18 protein-coding genes are annotated in these 19,898 nt (G+C 72.1%); 6 read left to right on the forward strand and 12 right to left on the reverse strand.

The window, feature by feature from the left end:
* Positions 1-20: 20 nt before the first annotated feature.
* The 8 genes from hslV to ASF58_RS05800 all read right to left on the reverse strand — a co-directional run bounded on the left by hslV (position 21) and on the right by ASF58_RS05800 (position 5,430).
* Positions 21-557 carry an ATP-dependent protease subunit HslV gene (gene hslV / locus ASF58_RS05765; RefSeq protein ID WP_055948373.1) on the reverse strand — a complete coding sequence of 179 codons (537 nt, stop codon included), beginning with the start codon at positions 555-557 and terminating at the stop codon, positions 21-23.
* A gap of 112 nt (positions 558-669) precedes the next feature.
* Entirely contained in the window at positions 670-1,065 is a 396-nt protein-coding gene (locus tag ASF58_RS05770) for a GFA family protein (protein WP_055948376.1), read from the reverse strand.
* 59 nt (positions 1,066-1,124) lie between these two features.
* On the reverse strand, positions 1,125-2,270 hold the full coding sequence (locus ASF58_RS05775; protein WP_055948379.1) for an AAA family ATPase: 1,146 nt from the start codon (positions 2,268-2,270) through the stop codon (positions 1,125-1,127).
* Positions 2,270-2,860: a suppressor of fused domain protein gene (locus ASF58_RS26480; protein WP_055948382.1), complete on the reverse strand. Its 591-nt coding sequence runs from the start codon at positions 2,858-2,860 to the stop codon at positions 2,270-2,272. Before ASF58_RS26480 ends, ASF58_RS05775 begins: the two co-directional genes overlap by 1 nt.
* Positions 2,857-3,777, reverse strand: a complete 921-nt coding sequence (gene hemF, locus ASF58_RS05785) for an oxygen-dependent coproporphyrinogen oxidase (protein ID WP_200930181.1) — start codon at positions 3,775-3,777, stop codon at positions 2,857-2,859. The genes ASF58_RS26480 and hemF overlap by 4 nt, the downstream gene beginning before the upstream one ends.
* A gap of 60 nt (positions 3,778-3,837) precedes the next feature.
* Complete coding sequence (locus ASF58_RS05790; protein WP_055948388.1) at positions 3,838-4,107, reverse strand: YiaA/YiaB family inner membrane protein; 270 nt, start codon at positions 4,105-4,107, stop codon at positions 3,838-3,840.
* Positions 4,108-4,151: 44 nt separating this feature from the next.
* Entirely contained in the window at positions 4,152-4,877 is a 726-nt protein-coding gene (locus ASF58_RS05795; protein WP_055948391.1) for a PspA/IM30 family protein, read from the reverse strand.
* Between the two features lie 85 nt (positions 4,878-4,962).
* Positions 4,963-5,430 carry a tRNA (cytidine(34)-2'-O)-methyltransferase gene (locus ASF58_RS05800; RefSeq protein WP_055948395.1) on the reverse strand — a complete coding sequence of 156 codons (468 nt, stop codon included), beginning with the start codon at positions 5,428-5,430 and terminating at the stop codon, positions 4,963-4,965.
* Positions 5,431-5,537: 107 nt separating this feature from the next.
* Between ASF58_RS05800 and ASF58_RS05805 the strand changes: the two genes are divergently transcribed.
* From ASF58_RS05805 to ASF58_RS05825, 4 genes are all read left to right on the forward strand, one after another.
* Positions 5,538-7,409, forward strand: coding sequence for an ABC transporter ATP-binding protein (locus ASF58_RS05805; RefSeq protein WP_055948399.1), 1,872 nt, complete (start codon positions 5,538-5,540; stop codon positions 7,407-7,409).
* 331 nt (positions 7,410-7,740) lie between these two features.
* On the forward strand, positions 7,741-7,950 hold the full coding sequence (locus tag ASF58_RS05810) for a hypothetical protein (protein ID WP_055948402.1): 210 nt from the start codon (positions 7,741-7,743) through the stop codon (positions 7,948-7,950).
* A 96-nt stretch (positions 7,951-8,046) separates the two neighbouring features.
* Positions 8,047-10,140, forward strand: coding sequence for a hypothetical protein (locus ASF58_RS05815; RefSeq protein WP_055948404.1), 2,094 nt, complete (start codon positions 8,047-8,049; stop codon positions 10,138-10,140).
* A gap of 452 nt (positions 10,141-10,592) precedes the next feature.
* Positions 10,593-11,558 (forward strand): UDP-glucuronic acid decarboxylase family protein, encoded by a 966-nt coding sequence (locus ASF58_RS05825; RefSeq protein WP_055948409.1) that lies wholly within the window; start codon positions 10,593-10,595, stop codon positions 11,556-11,558.
* Between the two features lie 17 nt (positions 11,559-11,575).
* On the opposite strand, the gene ASF58_RS05830 is transcribed toward ASF58_RS05825, so the two are convergent.
* The 4 genes from ASF58_RS05830 to ASF58_RS05845 form a co-directional block, all read right to left on the reverse strand.
* Positions 11,576-13,687 carry an exopolysaccharide transport family protein gene (locus ASF58_RS05830; RefSeq protein WP_055948412.1) on the reverse strand — a complete coding sequence of 704 codons (2,112 nt, stop codon included), beginning with the start codon at positions 13,685-13,687 and terminating at the stop codon, positions 11,576-11,578.
* A gap of 155 nt (positions 13,688-13,842) precedes the next feature.
* Positions 13,843-15,240 (reverse strand): O-antigen ligase family protein, encoded by a 1,398-nt coding sequence (locus ASF58_RS05835; RefSeq protein WP_055948415.1) that lies wholly within the window; start codon positions 15,238-15,240, stop codon positions 13,843-13,845.
* 224 nt (positions 15,241-15,464) lie between these two features.
* Positions 15,465-16,769 carry a polysaccharide biosynthesis C-terminal domain-containing protein gene (locus ASF58_RS05840; protein ID WP_055948418.1) on the reverse strand — a complete coding sequence of 435 codons (1,305 nt, stop codon included), beginning with the start codon at positions 16,767-16,769 and terminating at the stop codon, positions 15,465-15,467.
* Between the two features lie 22 nt (positions 16,770-16,791).
* Complete coding sequence (locus ASF58_RS05845) at positions 16,792-17,793, reverse strand: GNAT family N-acetyltransferase (RefSeq protein ID WP_055948421.1); 1,002 nt, start codon at positions 17,791-17,793, stop codon at positions 16,792-16,794.
* Positions 17,794-17,993: 200 nt separating this feature from the next.
* Here ASF58_RS05845 and ASF58_RS05850 point away from each other — a divergent pair, with 200 nt between their 5' ends.
* Positions 17,994-18,773, forward strand: a complete 780-nt coding sequence (locus ASF58_RS05850) for a polysaccharide deacetylase family protein (protein WP_055948425.1) — start codon at positions 17,994-17,996, stop codon at positions 18,771-18,773.
* Positions 18,770-19,894, forward strand: a complete 1,125-nt coding sequence (locus ASF58_RS05855) for a glycosyltransferase family 4 protein (RefSeq protein WP_055948428.1) — start codon at positions 18,770-18,772, stop codon at positions 19,892-19,894. Before ASF58_RS05850 ends, ASF58_RS05855 begins: the two co-directional genes overlap by 4 nt.
* The last annotated feature ends 4 nt before the right edge of the window (positions 19,895-19,898 follow it).

Genomic DNA, 19,898 nt, shown 5'->3' on the forward strand with positions numbered 1-19,898 from the left:
GTTAACGAGTCGGCCCGCGATCAGCTCTCGGCCGTTTCCAAGGTCTCGATCACCAGGCTGTCATTCGTATAGACGCAGATCTCGGCAGCGATCCGCATCGCCCGGCGAACGATCTCTTCTGCGTCGTGACTGCTGTCCTCGAGGGCGCGGGCGGCCGACAGGGCGTAGTTCCCGCCTGAACCGATGGCCATCACGCCGCTCTCCGGCTCCAGGACATCGCCCGCGCCCGAGAGCAGGAGGCTGACCTCCTTGTCGGCCACCAGCATCATCGCCTCCAGGCGGCGCAGGTAGCGGTCGGTGCGCCAGTCCTTGGTCAGCTCGACGCAGGCCCGGGTCAGCTGCCCCGGATACTGCTCGAGCTTGGCCTCCAGCCGCTCGAACAGCGTGAAGGCATCGGCGGTGGCCCCCGCGAAGCCGCCGATCACCGAACCCTTGGCGAGGCGCCGGACCTTGCGGGCATTGCCCTTGACGATGGTCTGGCCGAGGCTGACCTGCCCGTCGCCGCCGATCACCACCCGGCCGCCCTTGCGGACCATCAGGATCGTCGTGGCGTGCATCTGCGGCGGACCGCTCGCTTCGGAATGGGACAAGACAGGCTCCGGTTCGGTTGGGAACCCCGCTCACGTAGTCGCTCGCGGGGTCGGCTCCAAGCGCCGCCGGCGTCGCCGCCTATCCGGGATAGCGCGGAAAGGCCGGCAGGGCGTCGAAGCGACCGAACCATTCGGGGGCGTCCGCGACCTGGATGCGGATCGACGGGGGCAGGGCGTCGGGATCGTCCAGGGTCGCCGTGTGGAGGTCGACCTGGCCGGGAAACACCGCCGCGTTGCGGTAGAACAGGCCGGTGCCGCAGGTCCCGCAGAATTCGCGGCGGACGCCCGGCGAGGATTCGTAGACGGACGGGGTGCCGGTGATGGTGATCCGGTCGTCCGGGAACAGCGCGAACCCCACCGCCGGTGCGCCCGAGGACCGCCGGCAATCGGTGCAGTGGCACAGGGCGCTGTGGCTCGGCTCGCCCTCGGCCACGTAGTGGATGCCGCCGCAGCGGCAACGTCCGGTCAAGGCCATGCGAATCTCCCCGCGTTCGCCTCCGTTGTCCCCGAGGGGTGAGGGCTGCGCAAGCCGCCTTACACCACCACGGTGATCCGCTTCGCCGCCCGGGTCAGGCCGGTATAGAGCCAGCGCGCCCGGTGCTCGCGGAAGGCGAAGGACTCGTCGAACAGCACGACGTCGTCCCATTGCGAGCCCTGCGCCTTGTGGACCGTCAGGGCGTAGCCGTAGGTGAACTCGTCGGTCTCGCGCTTCAGGAAGGCCGGGATCTCCTCCTCGGAGCCGGACATCACGGCCTTGAGGACCTTGATGTCGACCGGGCGGCGGCGCAGGGCCGGGTCGTCCTCCGGCACCACGTCGAGGCGCACCGTGTCCGAGCGCGGCGACGAGCGCTGGGCGTGCACGGTCCAGGTCGAGCCGTTGAGGAGCCCCTTGGTGCGGTCGTTGCGCAGGCAGACGAGCTTCTCGCCCACCGCCGGCATCGGGTCGGTGTGGCCGGCGAGCTCGCGCAGGCGGTTGTTGTAGAGCCGCCGGGTCTTGTTCATGCCCACCAGCACCTGGTCGGCCTGCAGCACCACGGCCGGGTCGATGGACCGGCGCGAGACGATGCGGCTCTCGCCGTAGTCGCCGATGGTGAGGCGCCCGCCCTCGCGCACCGTCATCGCCATACGGACGATGGGGTCGTCGGCGGCCTGGCGGTGGACGTCGGTGAGCATCACGTCGGGCTCGGCCTCGGTGAAGAAGCCGCCCCCGCGCACCGGCGGCAGCTGCGCCGGGTCGCCCAGCACAAGCACCGGCCGGTCGAAGGACAGGAGGTCGTTGCCGAGATCGGAATCCACCATCGAGCACTCGTCGATGACGATGAGCTCGGCTTTCGAGACCGGCCCGGTCCGGTTCAGGGTGAAGGCCGGGCCGCCATCCTCCGTCTCCTTGGTGCGGTAGATCAGGCTGTGGATCGTCGCGGCGTCGTGGCAGCCCTTCTGGCGCATCACCGAGGCGGCCTTGCCCGTGAAGGCACCGAACACCACCGTGCCCTCGACGTCGTCGGCGATGCGGCGAGCAAGGGTGGTCTTGCCGGTGCCGGCATAGCCGAACAGGCGGAACACCTGTTGGCCGCCGGACTTGCGCCAGTCGGAAATCGCCTTCAGGGCCGCGTCCTGCTGCGGGGCGAAGCGGGTCGGCAGGTCGCGCGCGGGCTCCGCCTTGCTGTCGGTCTCGGCCATCAGAGCACCGAGGGCCGCTGGAGGTCGAAGAGGTCGGCGCCGCGCTCGGCGAACAGGTCCTCCAGGGCATCGCCCCCGGCCTCCTGCGCGAAGGCGTACTCGGCCTCCGAGATCGGCACCGCCTGGAGGAAGGCCAGCGCCGTGTCGGCGGCGGCCGGCGCCTCCAGCCCGGCCGCGAACAGCGCCGGCGGCACGAACAGGACGTGGGCGAGGCGCGCCGAGAGGCCCGTGAGCAGGCCGGGGAAGACGATGCCGGGAGCCAGGAACCAGTGGCCGTCGATGACCCGGAAGGCGCAGGCCGCCAGCATGCGCGCCACGTCCGGGTCGCTGCTCACGCCCAGGATTTCGCAGCGCCCGGGAAACTCCGCGCCGTCCCGGTAGAGCGGGTGGTTGGCCAGGGTTACCGTCGCGCAGGTGATGAGGCCGGGGCGCGGGGCGTCGCGGCAGGTCAGGATGTCGACGTGGCTGCGCCCGGTCTCGTCGGCGTGCCGGGCGACGGAGGGCGCGCCGCCGAAGGCCCCCGCCAGCCTGCGCGCCACCGCACGGTTGGTCTCGGTGATGTCCGCCGGAGGGGCGGCCGGGGCGCTCACGGCCAGCGCACCGTCGGGGGCAGCGACGACAGGATCGAGGCGACGTTGCCGCCGGTCTTCAGGCCGAAGATGGTGCCGCGGTCGTAGAGCAGGTTGAACTCGACGTAGCGCCCGCGCCGGACCTGCTGCTCCAGCCGGTCCGCTTCGGTCCAGGGCGTCGCCAGGTTGGCGCGCACGATGGCGGGGTAGGCCTTCAGGAAGGCTCCGCCGACGTCGCGGGTGAAGGCGAGGTCGGCCGTCGGGTCGCCGGTCCAGTGATAGTCGTAGAAGATCCCGCCGATGCCGCGCGGCTCGTTGCGGTGCTTCAGGTGGAAGTACTCCTCGCACCAGGCCTTGTAGCGGGCGTAGTCGGCGGCCGGCGCGTGGGCGTCGCAGGCCTCCCGCATGGCCGCGTGGAAGGTCAGGGAATCCGGGTCGTCCTGGGTCCGGCGCCGGTCGAGCACGGGGGTCAGGTCGGCGCCGCCGCCGAACCACGTCTTCGTGGTCACCACGAAGCGGGTGTTCATGTGGACGGTGGGCACGTTGGGGTTCCAGGGATGCGCGATCAGCGAGATCCCGGTGGCGAAGAAGCGCGGGTCCTCGGCGGCGCCCGGCATCTGGGCGCGGAACTCCGGCGCGAACTCGCCGTGGACGGCCGAGACGTGGACGCCGGCCTTCTCGAACACCCGGCCCTTGATCATCGCCATGGTGCCGCCGCCGCCGGGCGCGCCGCTGTGATCGGTGCGCTGCCAGGGGGTCTTCACGAAGGTGCCGGGCTCGGCCGGGGCGTCGGGGTGGAAGGGGCCCGTGGCCTCGGCCTCCAGGGTCTCGAAGGCGGCGACGATCCGGTCGCGCAGGGTGGTGAACCACGCCGTCGCCGCGGCCTTCAAAGCGTCGCGCTCGGCCTCGGGCAGCGGGGGGACGGAGGATTCGGGCATGGTCATGCCGGGGGATGTCCCATCCCGCCGCCCGGCCGTCAATTCGCCGGGGCGCGGTGCTCAATCCTTGACGGACATCAGCAGCCGCTCGGTCTTGGCGTCCTCGATCCGGTTGACCATGCGCCGGCCCTCGTGGACGTCGCGGATGGTCTTGGTGGCGGTGATGCAGGACTGCACGAGCATGATCGTGCCCATGGCGAGGTAGCCCTTGATCCAGATGTCGATGGGCATGAACAGGATACCGAGGCCCACCATCGCGGCGGACCCCAGGAACGACGCGTAGGTGAAGGCGACCCAGGCGCCGGAATGCTGCGTGGTCTCGTTGGTCATGGTCGTGCTCCTTGGCGTGCGGTGCGGTCGGGGTTTGGGACGGGTCAGGCGGTCGGCTCGCGGGGCGCTTCGGCCCGGGCGCGCAGGCGGTCGAGGATCGCGGACGGGGCCGGGCGGGCGCTCGGGCCGAAGCCGGCGCGCTCCATTCGCTCGGCGATGTCGGCGCCCGGCTCGGCCTCGCGCAGGGCCGCCTCGGTGTCGTCGGCCTCGGCCTGGAGGCTGCGCAGGCGCGCCAGGGTCGCCTCGGCCTCCTTCAAGGTGGCGCGGTCCTGCAGCGTGGCGCGGCCCTGCAGCGTGCCGCGGTCCTGCGGGGCCGGGCTCACCCGCAGGCGACGGGCCGCCTCGGCCGCGGCGGCGAGGCGCCGACCCCGCTCGAGCTCCGCCTGGCGCCGGGTGGCGTCCGTGACCGTCGCCCGGATGCGGGTCAGCTCGGCGGCGAAGCGGCTGCGGGCGGTGCGGATCGCGTCGCGCTCGGCCTCCAACTCGGCGATCGCCTCGGCGGCCTCCGCCGCGAGGTCGTCGCGGCCGGCCTGGAGCGCCGCCACGGCGCGGGTCTCGAGGTCGGCGGCGCGGGCCTCGACGTCTGCGAGGCGGCGCTCCTCGGCCCGGTCGCCCGCCACCGAGGCGGCCAGCGCCTGCCGGCTCCGCTCCAGGGCGGCGCGGGTTTCGCGGACCTGCTGGTCGAGGATCAGGAGCGCGTTGCGGTCGAACAGGTCTTCTTCGGCGCGGGCGGCGGCGCCGCGGGCGAGGGTACGAAACAGTCTGAGCATCGTCGGGCTCCGGGTCGGTGGCTGCTGTCCACCCCCCGCTTGTCGCAGCTTTTGAACACTGTTCAAGTGCGAGATTGCACGTCGTTCAATCTGCGCGTGGGAAGCCGCCGGTCTGGCGCAGGGCCTCGCCCAGGATCATGGCGGCGCAGACCGCGACGTTGAGCGAGCGCAGGTCGGGGCGGATCGGCACCACCACCCGGGCATCCGCTGCGGCGTGGACGGCCTCGGGCACGCCGGCCGATTCCCGGCCCATCAGCAGGCAGTCGCCGTCGCGGTAGGCAAAGTCGGTGTAGGGCAGGGCGCCCCGGGTGGTGGCGAGGACGAGGCGGATGTTCTCCGCCCGCCGCCACGCCGAGAACGCGTCCCACGAACGATGCCGGGTGACGGCGACCCGGTCGAGGTAATCGAGGCCCGAGCGGCGCAGGTGCCGGTCGGAGACGTCGAACCCCGCCGGCTCGATGATCTCCACGGCGGCGCCGAGGCAGGCGGCCAGGCGCAGGAGGGTGCCGGTGTTCTGTGGAATGTCGGGCTGGTAGAGGGCGAGGCGGAGCATCGGCGGCGTCTCATACGGAGCGGGCGGGTCCGTGCGGCATCGCTCCCCGGTTGGCAGACGGTCAAGGCGGCATAGCTAAGGGAGCGCTGCAGCAACCGGATGGTCTCATGTTTCTCGATTGGCTCGAGCGCCGGATCGACACCTTCGCGCCGTTCGACGACGGTCGCATGCCGCCGAAATCCGTGCTCGGCTTCGCGAGCTTCTACCTCCGGCCGATCCGCGGCGCCCTGGCGATCCTGTTCGTGGTGGCGGTGCTGGCGGGGTCGGTGGAGGCCTCGCTCTACCTGCTCATGGGCTGGTTCATCGACCTCCTGAACAAGGCCGACCGCGCCACCCTGTGGCAGGAGCACGGCACGGGCCTGATGCTGGCGGCCGGCCTCCTGCTGGTGGTGCGCCCCATCACGATCTGGCTGCACGAGATCCTGTCGAACCAGCTCATCGTGCCGCAGGCCACGAACCAGATCCGCTGGCGCACGCACCTCTACACCCTCGGGCACTCGCTCTCGTACTTCCAGGCGGACTTCGCCGGGCGCCTCGCCAACCGGGTGGTGCAGGTCGGGCCGGCGGTGCGCGAGCTCGCCGTCGTGTTCATCGACACCCTGCTCTACGTCGCGATCTACGCCGTGACGGCGGTGGGCCTGTTCGGCTCGATCTCCCTCTGGCTCGCCCTGCCCGTGGTGGTCTGGATCGCAGCCTACGCCGCCCTGACGCGCTGGTTCGTGCCCCGGGCGCGGTCCCGCTCGCTGGTGACGGCCGACACCCGCTCGGCCCTGATCGGGCGCATCGTCGACAGCTACACCAACATCCTGACCGTCAAGCTCTTCGCCCGCGACCGCGAGGAGCGGGCGGCGGTGCGCGATGCCGTCGACGTGCACACCAAGGCCTACCTGCACCAGTTCCGGCTGGTGAGCAGCACCACGACCCTGCTCGGCCTCCTCAACAGCCTGCTGATCCTCTCCACCGCCAGCGTCTGCGTGCTCCTGTGGCAGCGCGGGGGCATGACCACGGGCGAGGCCTCGGCCGGGCTCGCCCTGGTCCTGCGCCTGATGGCGATGTCGGGCTGGGTGATGCAGACCGTGCGGGGCATCTTCGAGAATGTCGGCGTCATCCAGGAGAGCATGCAGACGATCGCGCGTCCGCACGCCATCACCGACCGGCCCGAGGCCGGGACCCTGGCGGTCACGGGCGGCGACATCCGCTTCGAGAACGTCAGCTTCCACTACGGCCGCGACGACGCCGCGATCATCGAGGGCCTGAACCTGCACATCCGGCCGGGCGAGAAGGTCGGCCTCGTCGGCGTCAGCGGCGCCGGCAAGACCACGATCACGTCCCTGCTGCTGCGCCTGCACGACCTCGAGGGCGGCCGCATCCGCGTAGACGGCCAGGACATCGCCGGGGTGACGCAGGGGTCGCTGCGCAGCGCCGTCGCCATGGTCACCCAGGACACCTCGCTGCTGCACCGCTCGATCCGCGACAACATCGCGTATGGCCGCCCCGACGCGACCCAGGCCGAGGTGGAGCGCGCCGCGCGCCTCGCCCAGGCCGACACGTTCATCCGGGACCTCATCGATCACAAGGGCCGCACCGGCTACGACGCCCAGGTGGGCGAGCGCGGCGTGAAGCTCTCCGGCGGCCAGCGGCAGCGCATCGCCATCGCGCGGGTCATCCTGAAGGACGCGCCGATCCTCATCCTCGACGAGGCGACCTCGGCCCTCGATTCCCAGGTGGAGGCGGCGATCCAGGAGAGCCTCGACACCCTGATGGAGGGCAAGACGGTGCTGGCCATCGCGCACCGGCTCTCCACCATCGCGGCCCTCGACCGCCTCATCGTCCTCGATGCCGGACGAGTCATCGAGGAGGGCACCCATGCCGAGCTGATCGCCGGCGGCGGGCTCTATGCCCGCCTGTGGGCGCGCCAGTCCGGCGGTTTCCTGGCCGACGGCCTCGCGGCACAGCCCTACGAGGCCGCGGCCGAGTAGGGAGAGCCGCCGCAGGGCATCGACCTGCCGGGCGAAACTGTCCGGTTCCGGGATATCCGTGCTGCACCGCACACGCGCGGCGACGGGGCTGCCGGGGCTTTGGGCAGGGGGCTCCGCGAGGGCCGGGCTGCGCGCGTTGAAAGTCGAGCGTCAAGAGGGATTTAGCGCTGTTCTGCGCAGGGCTTAAGCAATCCCTGCCCGTTTCATGTCCATCCTGCATAGCAGACCGGCCGCATCAGCCCTCGTGCTGCGCTGCGGCGAAGCCTACATCAGGGCCATGGCGACGGGGCGATGTTCCTCGTGGCACGAACAGTTTCGGACCCTGACTCCCATGGTACACTCGATCATCAACCACATCCGTTCCTCCTGGAAGGAGAACGCCTCGGCGCGCCAGATCGCGGATCTGACCGACCAGCAGTTCGCCGATATCGGTGGCGATCGCCTCGACAGCCGCCTGCTCGACAAGGCCCGCCGCCACCGGGCGCGCGAGACCGTGCAGTTCCACAAGTCGGTGGGTGTGTTCTCCTACCCGACCGCCTAAGGTCATCGTCGCCCCCCGGCCGTCATCCCGGGGTCGGGGTGGCGGTGGATCGAGGGGCGTCGCTTGGGGCCAAGCAATCGGAATCCAGGCGGCCTGATGACCCGGACCCGCCGGGACCACAGACGGAACGTCACTGCGTTTCGTCTCCGGGCCGGCCTTGCGGCCTTCCTCTTCCTAACGGCGATGCAGGTCGCGGTTCGCGCCGCCGAGCCCGTCGTCATCACCGTCGATCCGAGCGGCGGCGCTTCCGCTTCGGGGGCTACCTCGGGGGCCACCCCGAAGCGCGCGGTCGGCAACGCCGTCGTCGCCACCCTGCCGGAAGCCCTGTCCCTGCGCCGCACCTGGCGCCGATCCGATCCGCGCCGGCCGATCGCGATTGCCCTCGCGCCGGGCCCGCACCGCCTCGCCGAGCCGGTCCGGTTCGGTCCCGAGGATAGCGGCACGGCCGCCGATCCCCTGGTGGTGCGCGGCAGCCCGGACGGCACCAGCCGCCTCGTCGGCTCCATCCCCCTGCAGCCCGCCCCGGGCGGCATTCCCGCCGACCTGCTCGCGCGCCTGCCCCCCGCCGCCCGCGCGCAGGTCCGCGCCTATCGGCTGCCGGTGTCGGCCGGTCTCGAACCCCGCATCCAGGAGCCGCGCACCCTCGCGCAACGCGACGCCCGGGTGAACCTCGCCGTCTTCGACGGGGCCGGGGCGCTCTGGCCCGCGCGCTGGCCGAATCAGGGCTGGGCGAAGGTGTCGGCCGTCTCCGGCGATGCCGCCGGCTTCACCGCGTCGGACGGGCGCGTGGCCGGCTGGCGCGGCGAGCCCGACCTGTGGGCCGAGGGCTACTGGCACTGGGACTGGCTGTTCGAGGCCTTTCCGGTGGTCGGCCTCGAGGGAGCGGCAAAGCGCCTGACCCTCGGGAGCCAGCCCTACGAGGGCATTGTGCCGGGTGCCCGCTACCGCATCGTCCATGCCCTCGCCGAACTCGACGCGCCCGGCGAGTGGTGGCGCGACGTCGGCTGGGGCGTCCTCCTGGTCTGGCCGCGCGATCCCGCCGCTGCGCCCGAGGTGGCGATCACCGACGGGCTGGTGGTGGTGGAGGGCGCGTCGCACCTGCGCCTCTCCGGCCTGACCCTCGAACAGGCGCGCGGCGACCTCGTGCGCGTCGCGGATGCCACCGACGTCGTCCTGTCCGGCGTGACCCTGCGCCGAACCCCCGGCCGAGCCCTGTCGATCGCGCGCGCGACCGCCAGCGGCCTCGAACGCAGCCGCGTGGCGGAGACCGGCATCGGCGCCCTCCACCTGTCGGGCGGGGACCGGGCAGCCTTGAGTCCGGCCGGGCTGTTCGTGCGGGATTGCCGGATCCGCGACTACGCGCAGCTGGCCCGGACCCAGAGCCCGGCGATCACCCTCGAGGGCGTCGGCCAGGTCGTGGAGGGCAACTACATCCACGACACCGACGAGTACGCGATCCTGCTGCGCGGCAACGCCCACCGGGTCGCCTGGAACGAGATCGCCCGGGTCCTGTCCGGCTCGACGGATAGCGGCGCGATCTATTCCGGCCGTGACTGGACCGCCCGCGGCACGGTGATCGCGCACAATTACCTGCACGACATCCGCGCCGCGCCGGGCTTCGAGATCAAGGGCGTCTACCTCGACGACATGGCGAGCGGCTTCACCGTGCGGGACAATCTGTTCGTGCGCGTCGATCAGCCCGTCTTCCTCGGCGGCGGCCGCGACAACCGCGTTGCCGACAACCTGTTCGTCGAGTCGAGCCCGGCCATTCACGTCGATGCCCGCGGCCGGACCTGGGCCAGGGACGCGATCACCGACCCGCAATCGGAACTGCGGGCGGCCTTCGCGGCGATGCCGGTCGGCTCCAAGCTCTGGCGCGCCCGCTATCCCGGCCTCGCCACGATCCTGCAGGACGATCCCGCGGCGGCGCGCAACAGCCTGACCGGGAACGTCTTCCTCGGCAGCGACCCGTTCCGGTTCGGCGACGGCGCCCGGGCCGACGAGCAGGTCCGGTCCGGCAATCGCGGTCCGGACGGCCTGCACCTGCCGGCCGACGCACCCGCGCAGGGCGTGGCGCGCTTCGGCACGGTGCGCGACGCGGCGGGTGCGGTGGTGTGGCGGGCGGATCTCGCGCGCCTGGACCGCGACGCGCAGCTCGCCCCATCCCCCGTGGCCGCGCCGGCAAAATAGCGCCCAAACCGCACGCGGCCCCCGGTTGTTCCCTGGCCCGGACGGGAATTTTTTCTCGTGAATTCGGCGCCGATCACGGCGCCGTTAGCGTATGTTGAAGCGCGCGGGCGATGGGCTGGTATCCGACGAGGACGTAGCGAGAGACGAGCGCGACCGCGTTTTGGATGCTTGGACCCGTCACACCGACAAGTATCGCCAAGATGATCCCCCTGCCGCCTTGCTGCAGCAGCGGCGCGCAGCTTCGCTTCCAGTCCCACGAAATCTCCGCACGGGATCGACGGCGCGGGGCCTGCACGGCCGCGCTCGCCGCGGAGACATCGGTTGCGCGGGTCGATACGGTGGCGGCCGCTCCATGATCGCGGACCTGCTGCGCGCTGGGGCAGCGATCGCCGGCCTCCACCCCGACCACCCCAACGGCATCATCCTGCAACGCGAGTCAGTTCGGATCCGGCATGCGATACGGTGAGACGAAGACGGTTCTGGTCACCGGCGGGGCGGGCTTCCTGGGCTCCCACCTCTGCGAGCGCCTGCTGGAGCAGGGCCACGAGGTGCTCTGCGTCGACAACCTCTTCACCGGATCCCGCCGCAACATCGCGCCGCTGCTCGACCATCCGCGCTTCGAGTTCATGCGCCACGACGTGACGTTCCCGCTCTACGTCGAGGTGGACGAGATCTACAATCTCGCCTGTCCGGCCTCGCCGGTGCACTACCAGTTCGATCCGGTGCAGACCGCCAAGACCAGCGTCATCGGGGCGATCAACATGCTGGGGCTGGCCAAGCGCCTGAAGATCAAGATCTTCCAGGCCTCCACCAGCGAGGTCTACGGCGACCCGGAGGTGCATCCGCAGCCGGAGGAATACTGGGGCCGGGTCAATCCGATCGGGTATCGCTCCTGCTACGACGAGGGCAAGCGCTGCGCCGAGACGCTGTTCTTCGACTACCACCGCCAGCACAAGCTCTCGATCAAGGTCGCGCGCATCTTCAACACCTACGGCCCGCGCATGCACCCCAACGACGGGCGGGTGGTGTCCAACCTCGTGGTCCAGGCCCTGCGCAACGAGGACATCACGATCTACGGCGACGGCTCGCAGACCCGGGCCTTCTGCTACGTCGACGATCTCATCGACGGCTTCCTGCGCCTGATGGAGACCGGCCCCGCGGTCACGGGCCCGATCAACCTCGGCAATCCCGGGGAGTTCTCGATCCGCGAACTCGCCGACCTGGTGATCGAGCTGACCGGCTCGCGCTCCCGCGTCGTCGCCCGCCCGCTGCCCCCGGACGATCCGCGCCAGCGCCGGCCCGACATCGCCCAGGCCAAGGCGGTCCTCGACTGGGAGCCGACGGTCTCGCTCCGGGAGGGGCTGATGCACACGATCGGCTATTTCGACCGCCACCTCGGCGCCAACACCCCCGCCTGACGGGGGCGTACCGCGCCTCAGTCGAGCGCCTCGGCCTCGGTGAGCACGAGGCCGACGAAGGGGCGCGGGCCGATGGCCGCGAGCGCCCGGTCGAGGGTGGCGTAGCGGCTGCGGCCGTGGCGGACGGTGACGAGCACCGCCGTGACCCGGGGATCGGCCGCCAGGCGCTCGGCGATGGCGTCGGCGCCGATCAGGCCCACATGGATCACCACGAGGTCGTAGGCGTCCTGGGTGCCCAGGATGCTGTCGACGTAGCTGCGCAGATCGCTGCGCGCGGTCTGGCCGTCCTGCGGGATCAGGGCGAGGCCCGAACGGTGGCGCACCAGCACGTCGGAGAGGTCGGACCGGCCCGGAACCGGGGGCCCGCCGCGCCGGGGCGGCAGCCCGACCTCGCGGGTGACGGTGCCGTCGGCGGAGGCGTCGACCAGGAGGACGCGCTCGTTCTCCTGGGCGGCCGAGGCGGCGTAGTCGAGGGCGAGCATCGAGCGGCCGGCGACGTCGTCGGCGGAGGTGACCACGATGACGTGCGGGCGCTTGGCCGGCAGGTCGCGCCGCAGGCGGTTGCGCAGGCGGGTGATCGCGACCTCGTAGGGGCCGCTGCCCAGGCGGTCCGTCCCGTTGCGGACGCCCCGCGGCAGCGACGGCAGCAGTCCGAGCACGAGGCGCTGGGTCCGGGTCTCGAGGCGGGTGCGCGAGCGGATGCGTCCGCTGAACTGCTCGGCCGTCAGGCTGCCGCCGATTCCGAGCCCCAGGCCCGCCACGAGGGCGGCCGCGAGGACGAGGGCGGCGGGCGGCCCCTGGCGCCGGGTCGGCGGCAGGGCGGGCGAGATGATGCGCGAGGTGGAGGTGTCGAGCTGCTGCTGCTCCTGCAGTTCGCGCGTGCGCACCAGGAAGGCCTCGTAGACGCCGCGCCGCGCCTCGACCTGGCGCTCCAGCTCGCGCAGCTTCACGAAGCTGTCGCCGACCTTCAGGGCCTCGGCCTTGCGCTTCTCCAGGGCCTGCGAGAGCTCGGTGACGTTGGCGAGGCTGGCGCGGTACTCGTTGCGGATGGCGGCGGCGATGCGCTTCACCTCGGCATCGAGCTGGGTGCGGGCGCTGCGCACCTGCACGTCCGAGGCGTTCATGGCCGGGTGGCGCTCGCCGAGGCTGAGCGCGGCGTCGGCGCGCTGGCGCTCGGCCTGGGCGAGCTGGCCGCGCAGCTGCCCGATGGTCTGCGACTGCAGCACCTCCTGGATCGAATCGAGCTTGGCCGGGTCGCCGCCGGCGGCGCCCTCGATCTGGCGCAGCTTCGCCTGCTGCTCCGCGGCCTTGGCGCGGGCGGCGCCGAGCTGGTCGCTGAGCTGGCCGAGCTGCTGCTCGCTCACCAGCTGGGTGCGGGTGCCCACGAGGTTGTTCTTCGTGCGGAAGGCCTGGGCCGCGGTCTCGGCCTGCTGGACGCCGTCGCGCAATTCGCCGAGGCGGCTGTTGAGCCCCTCCCGCGCCCGGCGGATCGCCTCGGAGCGGTTGCCGATCTCGGTGGCGAGGTAGGTCTCGGCGATGCTCTGGGCGAGGCGGGCCGATTTCTCGCGGTCGTTGGACGAGACCGAGACGTCGACCGCGAAGCTGCGCTCCAGGCGCCGGGCCGACATCCGGTCGCGCAGGGCCCGCAGGGCCGTCAGGGCGGGGTCGGCCTCGGGCTCCGCCGGGCGCCCGAGCATCTGTCCGATCCAGGCGCGGATCCGGTCGAGGGCGCCGGGCTCCACGAAGTCCGGATCGGTGGCGAGGTGCTGCGTGGCCACGACCTTGCGCAGGACGTCGTCCGACTGCAGCACCCGCAGCTGGCTGTCCACCAGGAGCAGGGTGGATTCGTTGGCCTGGCCCTGGGGGTTGGCCTCGTCCTTCAGCACGGCGAGGCCGCGCGGGTCGATGAGGAGCTGGACCGTCGCGGCGTACTGGGCCGGCAGGGCGAGGAAGCCCGCCGCCAGGCCCAGGAGGACCAGGATCGGCAGGAGCACGGTCAGCCAACGGCGGCGCAGGATGCGGCCGACCTCGCCCATGTCCAGGAACCAGGGCAGGGCCTCGCGCGACGTCTCGGTGCCGGCACCGAGGTGCTGCAGGATCGCTGGTGGGGCGCGTTCGATGACAGCCATGGACGCTTTCCGTTACGCAATCGGCGAGGGCTGGGGCTCGGGGCCGCAGGCGTCCCGTCCTGGGACACCCGGGTCCGCCGAGTCCCGGCCCGGTCGGTCGATCCGGCCGATTTCGGCACGTGGTGCGCCGAAAGCCGCCGGGTGGGGGGCGCGTTTCATGAAATGCGCCACGTGCTCGGGATCCCGGCCTCGGGGGAGGGCGCGCGGGCACGCGGCGCGGGCGCCGGCGCGCGGGGATAGGCCGGCACGCGCCCGTCCGGCGGCAGCTGGACGCGGATGAAGGCGAGCAGGCCGGCGAGCGCCAGGACGTTGACGTTCCAGTCCTGGAAGATCCCCGGCGTCGTCATGCCGTTGAGCACCAGCATCAGCACGCAGGCGGCGACGAAGCGGCGCCCGCTGAGGTCGAGCTTCATGCCCCACGACAGGGTCGTGAGCAGGACCACCAGGGCGAAGCCGAGGCCGATCAGGCCGGTGCCGGCCCAGGCGCTGAGGAACATGTTGTGCGAGCTGGTGATGAAGACGTCGTCCCGCCCGAGGGTCTCGGCCAGGGTGGTGGTCGGGATCAGGAGCTGGATGAAGCGATCGCCGGCCGAGAAGCCCGATCCGGCCAGCCGGTCCTGCGTCGCCGCGATGAAGGTCGGCCAGAAGGTCGAGCGTCCGGTGCCGTTGGCGAGCTCGATGGCGGGCTTCTGCAGGAGGGTGGCCAGGAGGTCGAGGAGCGCCGGGAAGGCCGCGAGGTCGAGCATCAGCAGGACGAAGCCCGCGATGGCCAGGAGGGCGCCCGCGATGCCGAGGCGGCGCAGGACGGCACGGCGCGAGGACATCAGCAGGGCCGGGCCCACCGCGACGAGGGCGCCGGTGCTGGCGGCCGAGCCGGCGATCACGAAGCCCGCCAGCGCGAGGGCGAGGTAGGTCCGCCGGCGCCGCTCGGGCGGCCGGAAGATCACCAGGAAGCCCAGCATCGCGCAGACGTAGGGCATCATGTTGTTCTTGGCGGCCGAGAACACGATGCCGTGCGCCAGGCTGTCGACGATGATCGGCAGCACGGCGACGAGCCAGGCCAGGGTGATGATCGCCAGCAGGTCGGCGAAGCGCCGCTCGATGTCGCTCCGGTCGAAGATCACGATCGAGGCGTGATAGAAGATGAACAGTTCGGCACTGCGATAGAGCGTGTAGGGCGGCACGATCGACCAGGCCGCGCTGAGGGTGTTCACGCCGATCATCAGGGTGAAGGGCAGGTAGGGCATCGCGAAGGGCAGCAGCGCCACGCGCCGGTCGAGGGCGATCTTGCCGAACAGGTAGAGGCCGGTCAGTCCGGTGAGCACCAGGGTGATGATGTTGGAGGCGCTCAGCCCCTCTTCCAGCACCGCGTTTCCGTCTTCGCGCGGCACCGTGAAGACCAGGGGCATGAAGGCGAAGGTGCAGACGAGCACCATCGGAAGCACAAGCCGGGCATCGAGCGGGCGAACCGCGACCGCGAGCCTGCGCCGGACCACGGGATAGAGCATCGTGAACCAGGCGGGGATCGCCAAAACGAGGAACAGGTTCAGCACGCGTGTTCCTCCCTGGTGGCCTGCGGGTCCGACGATGACGACACTTCCGCTGTGAAGCGTTTCACCGGTGTGAATTGCTCCCGAAACGCGGCCGGACTTCGACAATATCGTAAATGCCCGCCGAACGGTCTCGACGACTCTCGGTCCCGGAAGACGGGGGCACGCAAAAGCTTGTGAAGGCGAGGTTTGCGGGTGTGTCTCGCGAGCGGATCTGGCCCGCGCCCTCAGCCGCTCCCGGCCGAGCGGCGGCGCAGGGTCAGGATCAGGTGCGTGGCCGAGACCGCGTGCCCGATCGTGATGACGAGGGCCGCCCCCGCGATTCCCGCATAGGCGATGAGCGGCAGCATGATCGCCAGGGAGACCACCAGGCTGACGACGAAGGCGCGGAAGACCGGCCCGGTATCCTGGATCGCCCGGAAATACTGGGTCGCCAGATCGCGCAGGAAGATGCAGCCGACCGCGAGGGCCAGGATGCGCACGCTGGCGGCGTAGTCCGCGAAGGCCGGTCCGAAGACGAGGGTGAGCCAGGTCCCCGCCGGGAGCGCGATGGCGAGGAGGAGCAGGGCGACGACCGGGCCGAGGGTCAGGGCGGCCTTCGCCAGATAGGCGCGGAGACCCCGCTCGCCGCCGGTCTCGTAGGCGCGCGCCGCCGCCGTGGGCAGGATGTTCTCGGTGGCGGTGAGCAGGATGATGACGAAGCCCACGAGGTACTGCGCCGCGCGCAGGCCGCCGATCGCCTCGTCGCCGAGCATGATCCCGGCGAGGATCCAGGCCACCTGCTCCTGCCCGAAGGTGACGAAGACCAGGGGGAACATCCAGCGGCCGATGCCCCAGTGCCGGCGCATCACGGGCTTCAGGCGCAGGGCGCGCCGGGGCGCGCGCCAGATGCCGTCGGCGACGGGGGCGGCGGTGACGAGGGCGGTCCCCGCCAGGGCCGCGGTGGCGAGGGCGGCGTCGAGGCGCAGGCCCGCCCACCAGGCCGCCCCGAGCACCAGGGGAAAGGCGACGGCCCGGGCGGTGTCCATCGCCACGGCGACGAGGCCGCGCCCCCGGGCGAACAGCGTCCGGCGCACGGTGAGCTGGAGGTTCTGCGCCACGGTGAGCCCGGCCCCCGCGACGACCACGCCGATCTCCACGGCATGGTGGCGCAGGGCGAAGATGCCCACGAGGGCGAGGGCCACCCCGGCGGCGGCGATGAGGGCGGCGAGCAGTGCGGCGGCCAGGACGGTGGCGTCGTAGGTCGCGGCCGACCGGCGCCCCTGCGCCGCGAGCGTCATCATCGGGGCCGTCACCAGGGCATTGTGCAGCCCCTGCGCGAAGGCCGTGACGATCAGGATCAGGACGAAGAGGCCGAATTCCTCGATGCCGACGAGGCGGGCGGTGACGATGCCGCTGACGAAGCCGAAGCCGCTCACCGCGGCCTGGTCGAGGAGCGAGGCCAGGGCCGGACGCCGGGCGAAGCGCCGCGCGCGGGCGAGGAGCCCGGCCTCGTCGCCGAGGGGCTGGATCACGGGGGCTTGCGGGACCATCGATCTCCGGGGGATGCGCCGGTCAGCGATAGGACAGGAACGCCGCCGCCGCATCCCGCAGGCGGGGGGTGCGGCCATAGATCCAGCGCGGGCCGCTGATGGCCGGCCTCTTGCTCAGGCCGTGCTTGAACTCGAACACGCCGCGATTGTTGGCCGGGTCGATGCCGCCGAAATCGAAGGTCTCGCGTCCCTCCGCATGCGCCTGCTCGACGAAGCGCCAGACCGCCAGGGTGGGCGCGGCGCAGGCGCGGGCCCGGTCGTTCGAGGCCGTGTAGAAATCGGTGAAGCGCCGGCCCGAGACGTGGGCGATCCGGATCAGCACGCGCTCGCCCTTCTCCCGCACCTCCAGGATGCGGTGATGGGGATCGCGCGCGACGAGGTCGCGGAACTGCGGCCCGTCGAGGCTGTCGCGGAAGCCCTTCTGGGCCTGCAGCGCCCCGTACATCTCCCAGAACGCGTCGAAGGCGGCGAGGCGCTCGTCGAGGTCGGTGAGGAAGTGGGTGGTGAGATCCGGGTTGCGCTCGGCCTTGCGCAGGGCCTTGCGCCAGCGCTGGTCCATCGCCTGCAGGATCGGCTCGGTGCCGCCCGTCAGGTCGAGCTCCAGGGTGAAGTACTTGGCCGATTGCGCCGGCACGAAGCCGTGGCCCAGCAGGGCGAGGACGATCGCGTCGGACTGAAAGTGCTCGAAGCTCACCGCCAGGAGATCGAGGCGCCCGAGGGCGAGGTGCTCCAGCAGCAGGGCGACCACCGCCTCGGCGTGCTTGTCGCCCTTCTCGGTGAGGAGCGGGCAGCCCTGGAGCAGGACGAACCGCACGAAGCCGCGGCGCTTGACCTGGTACTGGATCAGCGCCACCGGCGCCTCGCTGGCGTCGCGCACGATCAGGCGGGTCACGTCCCAGCCGACCTTTGCCTTGTAGGTGCCCCACATCCACGAGGCGAAGACGTTGCCGCGGGGCAGAGCCCAGACGGCCTCGTCCCAGACGGCGGAGTCCAGGCAGGGACGGATGCTCAGTGCCGCGCTCATCGGAGCTTCCTGTCTCGTATCCTCGACGCATCCCTCGCGGGACGGGCCTTCCTACGGCGAAACGCTTGTCATCCCTCCCTGCGCACCGGAGATCTCCCGCCCAGACTGTGAAGATCCTTAATTTAACGCTGTTCGCGAATGCTGCCGGGGATCATCCACGGATCCCGGCCGATCGGGCGAGAAGCTGCTAACGTCCCGGCATGCCGAGGACGCTCGAACACTTTATCCGCGACACGCCCGTCCTGCGCGAGGCGGCCCTGCGGGTGCGGGCGCTGTCCCGCTCGCTGGCGGCCGCGCCGCCCGGGCTCTACACCCTCTGCTACCACCACGTCGCGCCGCGCGAGCAGGCGCGCTTCGCCCGGCAACTGCGCTTCCTCGGCCGCCACGGCACGTTCGTCTCGGCCGACCGGGCCGCCGACCTCCTCGCCGACGGCACGGCCGGGCAGGGGCGCCACTTCCTGGTCAGCTTCGACGACGGCTACGCCGACAACCACGCGGTGGCGCTTCCCGTGCTGCGGGCGCTCGCGATCCCCGCGATCCTGTTCCTCGTCAGCGACTGGGTGGACGCACCCCCCGGCGGGGACCGGGCCGGCTACATGGACCGCGCCGCCGTGGCCGACTGGCTGGCCGCCGGGCTCGATGTCGGGTCGCACTCGACGCGCCACCGCAACCTCGGGCGCCTCACCGCGACGGAGGTCGCCGAGGAGCTGACCCGGTCGCGCCGGGACCTCGAGGCCCTGACGGGCCGGCCGGTCCGGCACTTCGCCTGCCCCTGGGGCGTGGCCGGCACCGACTTCGACCCGGGCCGCGACCCGGAACTGGCCCGCGAGGCCGGCTATCGCAGCTTCCACACCACCCGCCGGGGCGTGGCCCGGGGCCCGGAGGACCTCCTGCTGATGCCCCGCCACGTCCTCGAACCCGCCTGGGGGCTCTACCAGATCGATGCCCTGGTGGGCGGGCCGACGCGCGCCGCCCGATGAGCCGCCTCGCAATTGGGCGCGGCGACGGACCCGTCGTGATCGTGATCGGCGCCCGCGCACCCTACATGCACCGCCTCTACGAGCGCCTGGGGGCGGCCCTGGACCGGCCCCTCCACGTTCTCGCCTGCAGCGCCCGGGAGGCGGCGCGGCACTGGGAGCTGCCCGAGCCGGAGGCCTACCGCTTCGCGGTGGTGCCGGGCCTGCGCTGGTACCGCAGCGCAGTGAGCAACCTCTACATCAACCCCGCCATCGTGCCGCGCCTCGCGGCCCTGCGTCCGAGCGTCGTCGTCGTCAACGACTTCGCCCCCACCATGCTGATGGCCGCCGCCGCGGCCCGGTGGCTCGGCGTGCCCTACGGCCTGCGCACCGACGGGGTGCCCGAGACCGATCCGGGCCGGCGCTCGCGGCCGCACCGGGCGATGCGGCGCCTGCTGGCGCCGGGGGCGCGCTTCGGCCTCGGGCCGAGCGCCGGCAGCCTCGCCCTCCTCGAAGGCTACGGCCTCCCCGCCGACCGCCTCGCCCTGGCGCCGCTCTTCCCCGCCTGGGAGCCCGGCCCGGCGGCGGCGACGCCGGAGGCGGAGCGTCCCTACGACCTGCTGTTCTGTGGCATCCTGAACGAGGACGTGAAGGGCGCGCGCTTCTTCACCGACGTCGTCCTCGCCTGCCAGGCCCGGGGCCGGAGCCTGCGGGTCCGGGTCGCGGGCGACGGTCCCCTGCGGGCGGAGATGGAGGAACGGCTGGCGGCGGCCGGGATCGCGGCGCAGTTCGACGGCTTCGTGCAGCAGGCCGAGCTCGGAGCGGTCTACGCCTCGGCCCGCCTCTTCCTGTTCCCGAGCCGGGGCGACGTCTGGGGCATCGTGCTGCAGGAAGCCCTGCAGAGCGGCGCGGCGGTGCTGGCCTCGCCGCATTCGGGCGCGGCGCGCGAGCTCGTCGCCGCCGGGGCGTGCGGCGCGGTCGAGCCGATGACGGTGGAAGGCTGGGCCGGGGCGGCCCTGGCCCTCCTCGACGACCCCGCCCGGCGGGCGACGTACCGCGCCCGCGCCGTCCCGGCCCTGGCGCGGTTCTCCCTCGAGGCCGCGACGCGGGCCTACCGCGCGGCGCTGGCCCCCGCCGCCGGCTGAGGCG

The sequence above is a fragment of the Methylobacterium sp. Leaf125 genome, from assembly GCF_001423085.1.
In the GTDB taxonomy this organism is placed as follows: Bacteria; Pseudomonadota; Alphaproteobacteria; order Rhizobiales; family Beijerinckiaceae; genus Methylobacterium.

Coding starts and splice junctions, on each gene's coding strand:
- ASF58_RS05775 (WP_055948379.1), bottom strand. CDS start 2,270: ATGGCCGAGACCGACAGCAAGGCGGAGCCCGCGCGCGACCTGCCGACC.
- ASF58_RS05825 (WP_055948409.1), top strand. CDS start 10,593: ATGCGATACGGTGAGACGAAGACGGTTCTGGTCACCGGCGGGGCGGGC.
- ASF58_RS05830 (WP_055948412.1), bottom strand. CDS start 13,687: ATGGCTGTCATCGAACGCGCCCCACCAGCGATCCTGCAGCACCTCGGT.
- ASF58_RS05845 (WP_055948421.1), bottom strand. CDS start 17,793: ATGAGCGCGGCACTGAGCATCCGTCCCTGCCTGGACTCCGCCGTCTGG.
- ASF58_RS05810 (WP_055948402.1), top strand. CDS start 7,741: ATGGTACACTCGATCATCAACCACATCCGTTCCTCCTGGAAGGAGAAC.
- ASF58_RS05770 (WP_055948376.1), bottom strand. CDS start 1,065: ATGGCCTTGACCGGACGTTGCCGCTGCGGCGGCATCCACTACGTGGCC.
- ASF58_RS05790 (WP_055948388.1), bottom strand. CDS start 4,107: ATGACCAACGAGACCACGCAGCATTCCGGCGCCTGGGTCGCCTTCACC.
- ASF58_RS05805 (WP_055948399.1), top strand. CDS start 5,538: ATGTTTCTCGATTGGCTCGAGCGCCGGATCGACACCTTCGCGCCGTTC.
- ASF58_RS05850 (WP_055948425.1), top strand. CDS start 17,994: ATGCCGAGGACGCTCGAACACTTTATCCGCGACACGCCCGTCCTGCGC.
- ASF58_RS05815 (WP_055948404.1), top strand. CDS start 8,047: ATGACCCGGACCCGCCGGGACCACAGACGGAACGTCACTGCGTTTCGT.
- ASF58_RS05855 (WP_055948428.1), top strand. CDS start 18,770: ATGAGCCGCCTCGCAATTGGGCGCGGCGACGGACCCGTCGTGATCGTG.
- hslV (WP_055948373.1), bottom strand. CDS start 557: ATGCACGCCACGACGATCCTGATGGTCCGCAAGGGCGGCCGGGTGGTG.
- hemF (WP_200930181.1), bottom strand. CDS start 3,777: ATGCCCGAATCCTCCGTCCCCCCGCTGCCCGAGGCCGAGCGCGACGCT.
- ASF58_RS05840 (WP_055948418.1), bottom strand. CDS start 16,769: ATGGTCCCGCAAGCCCCCGTGATCCAGCCCCTCGGCGACGAGGCCGGG.
- ASF58_RS05795 (WP_055948391.1), bottom strand. CDS start 4,877: ATGCTCAGACTGTTTCGTACCCTCGCCCGCGGCGCCGCCGCCCGCGCC.
- ASF58_RS05800 (WP_055948395.1), bottom strand. CDS start 5,430: ATGCTCCGCCTCGCCCTCTACCAGCCCGACATTCCACAGAACACCGGC.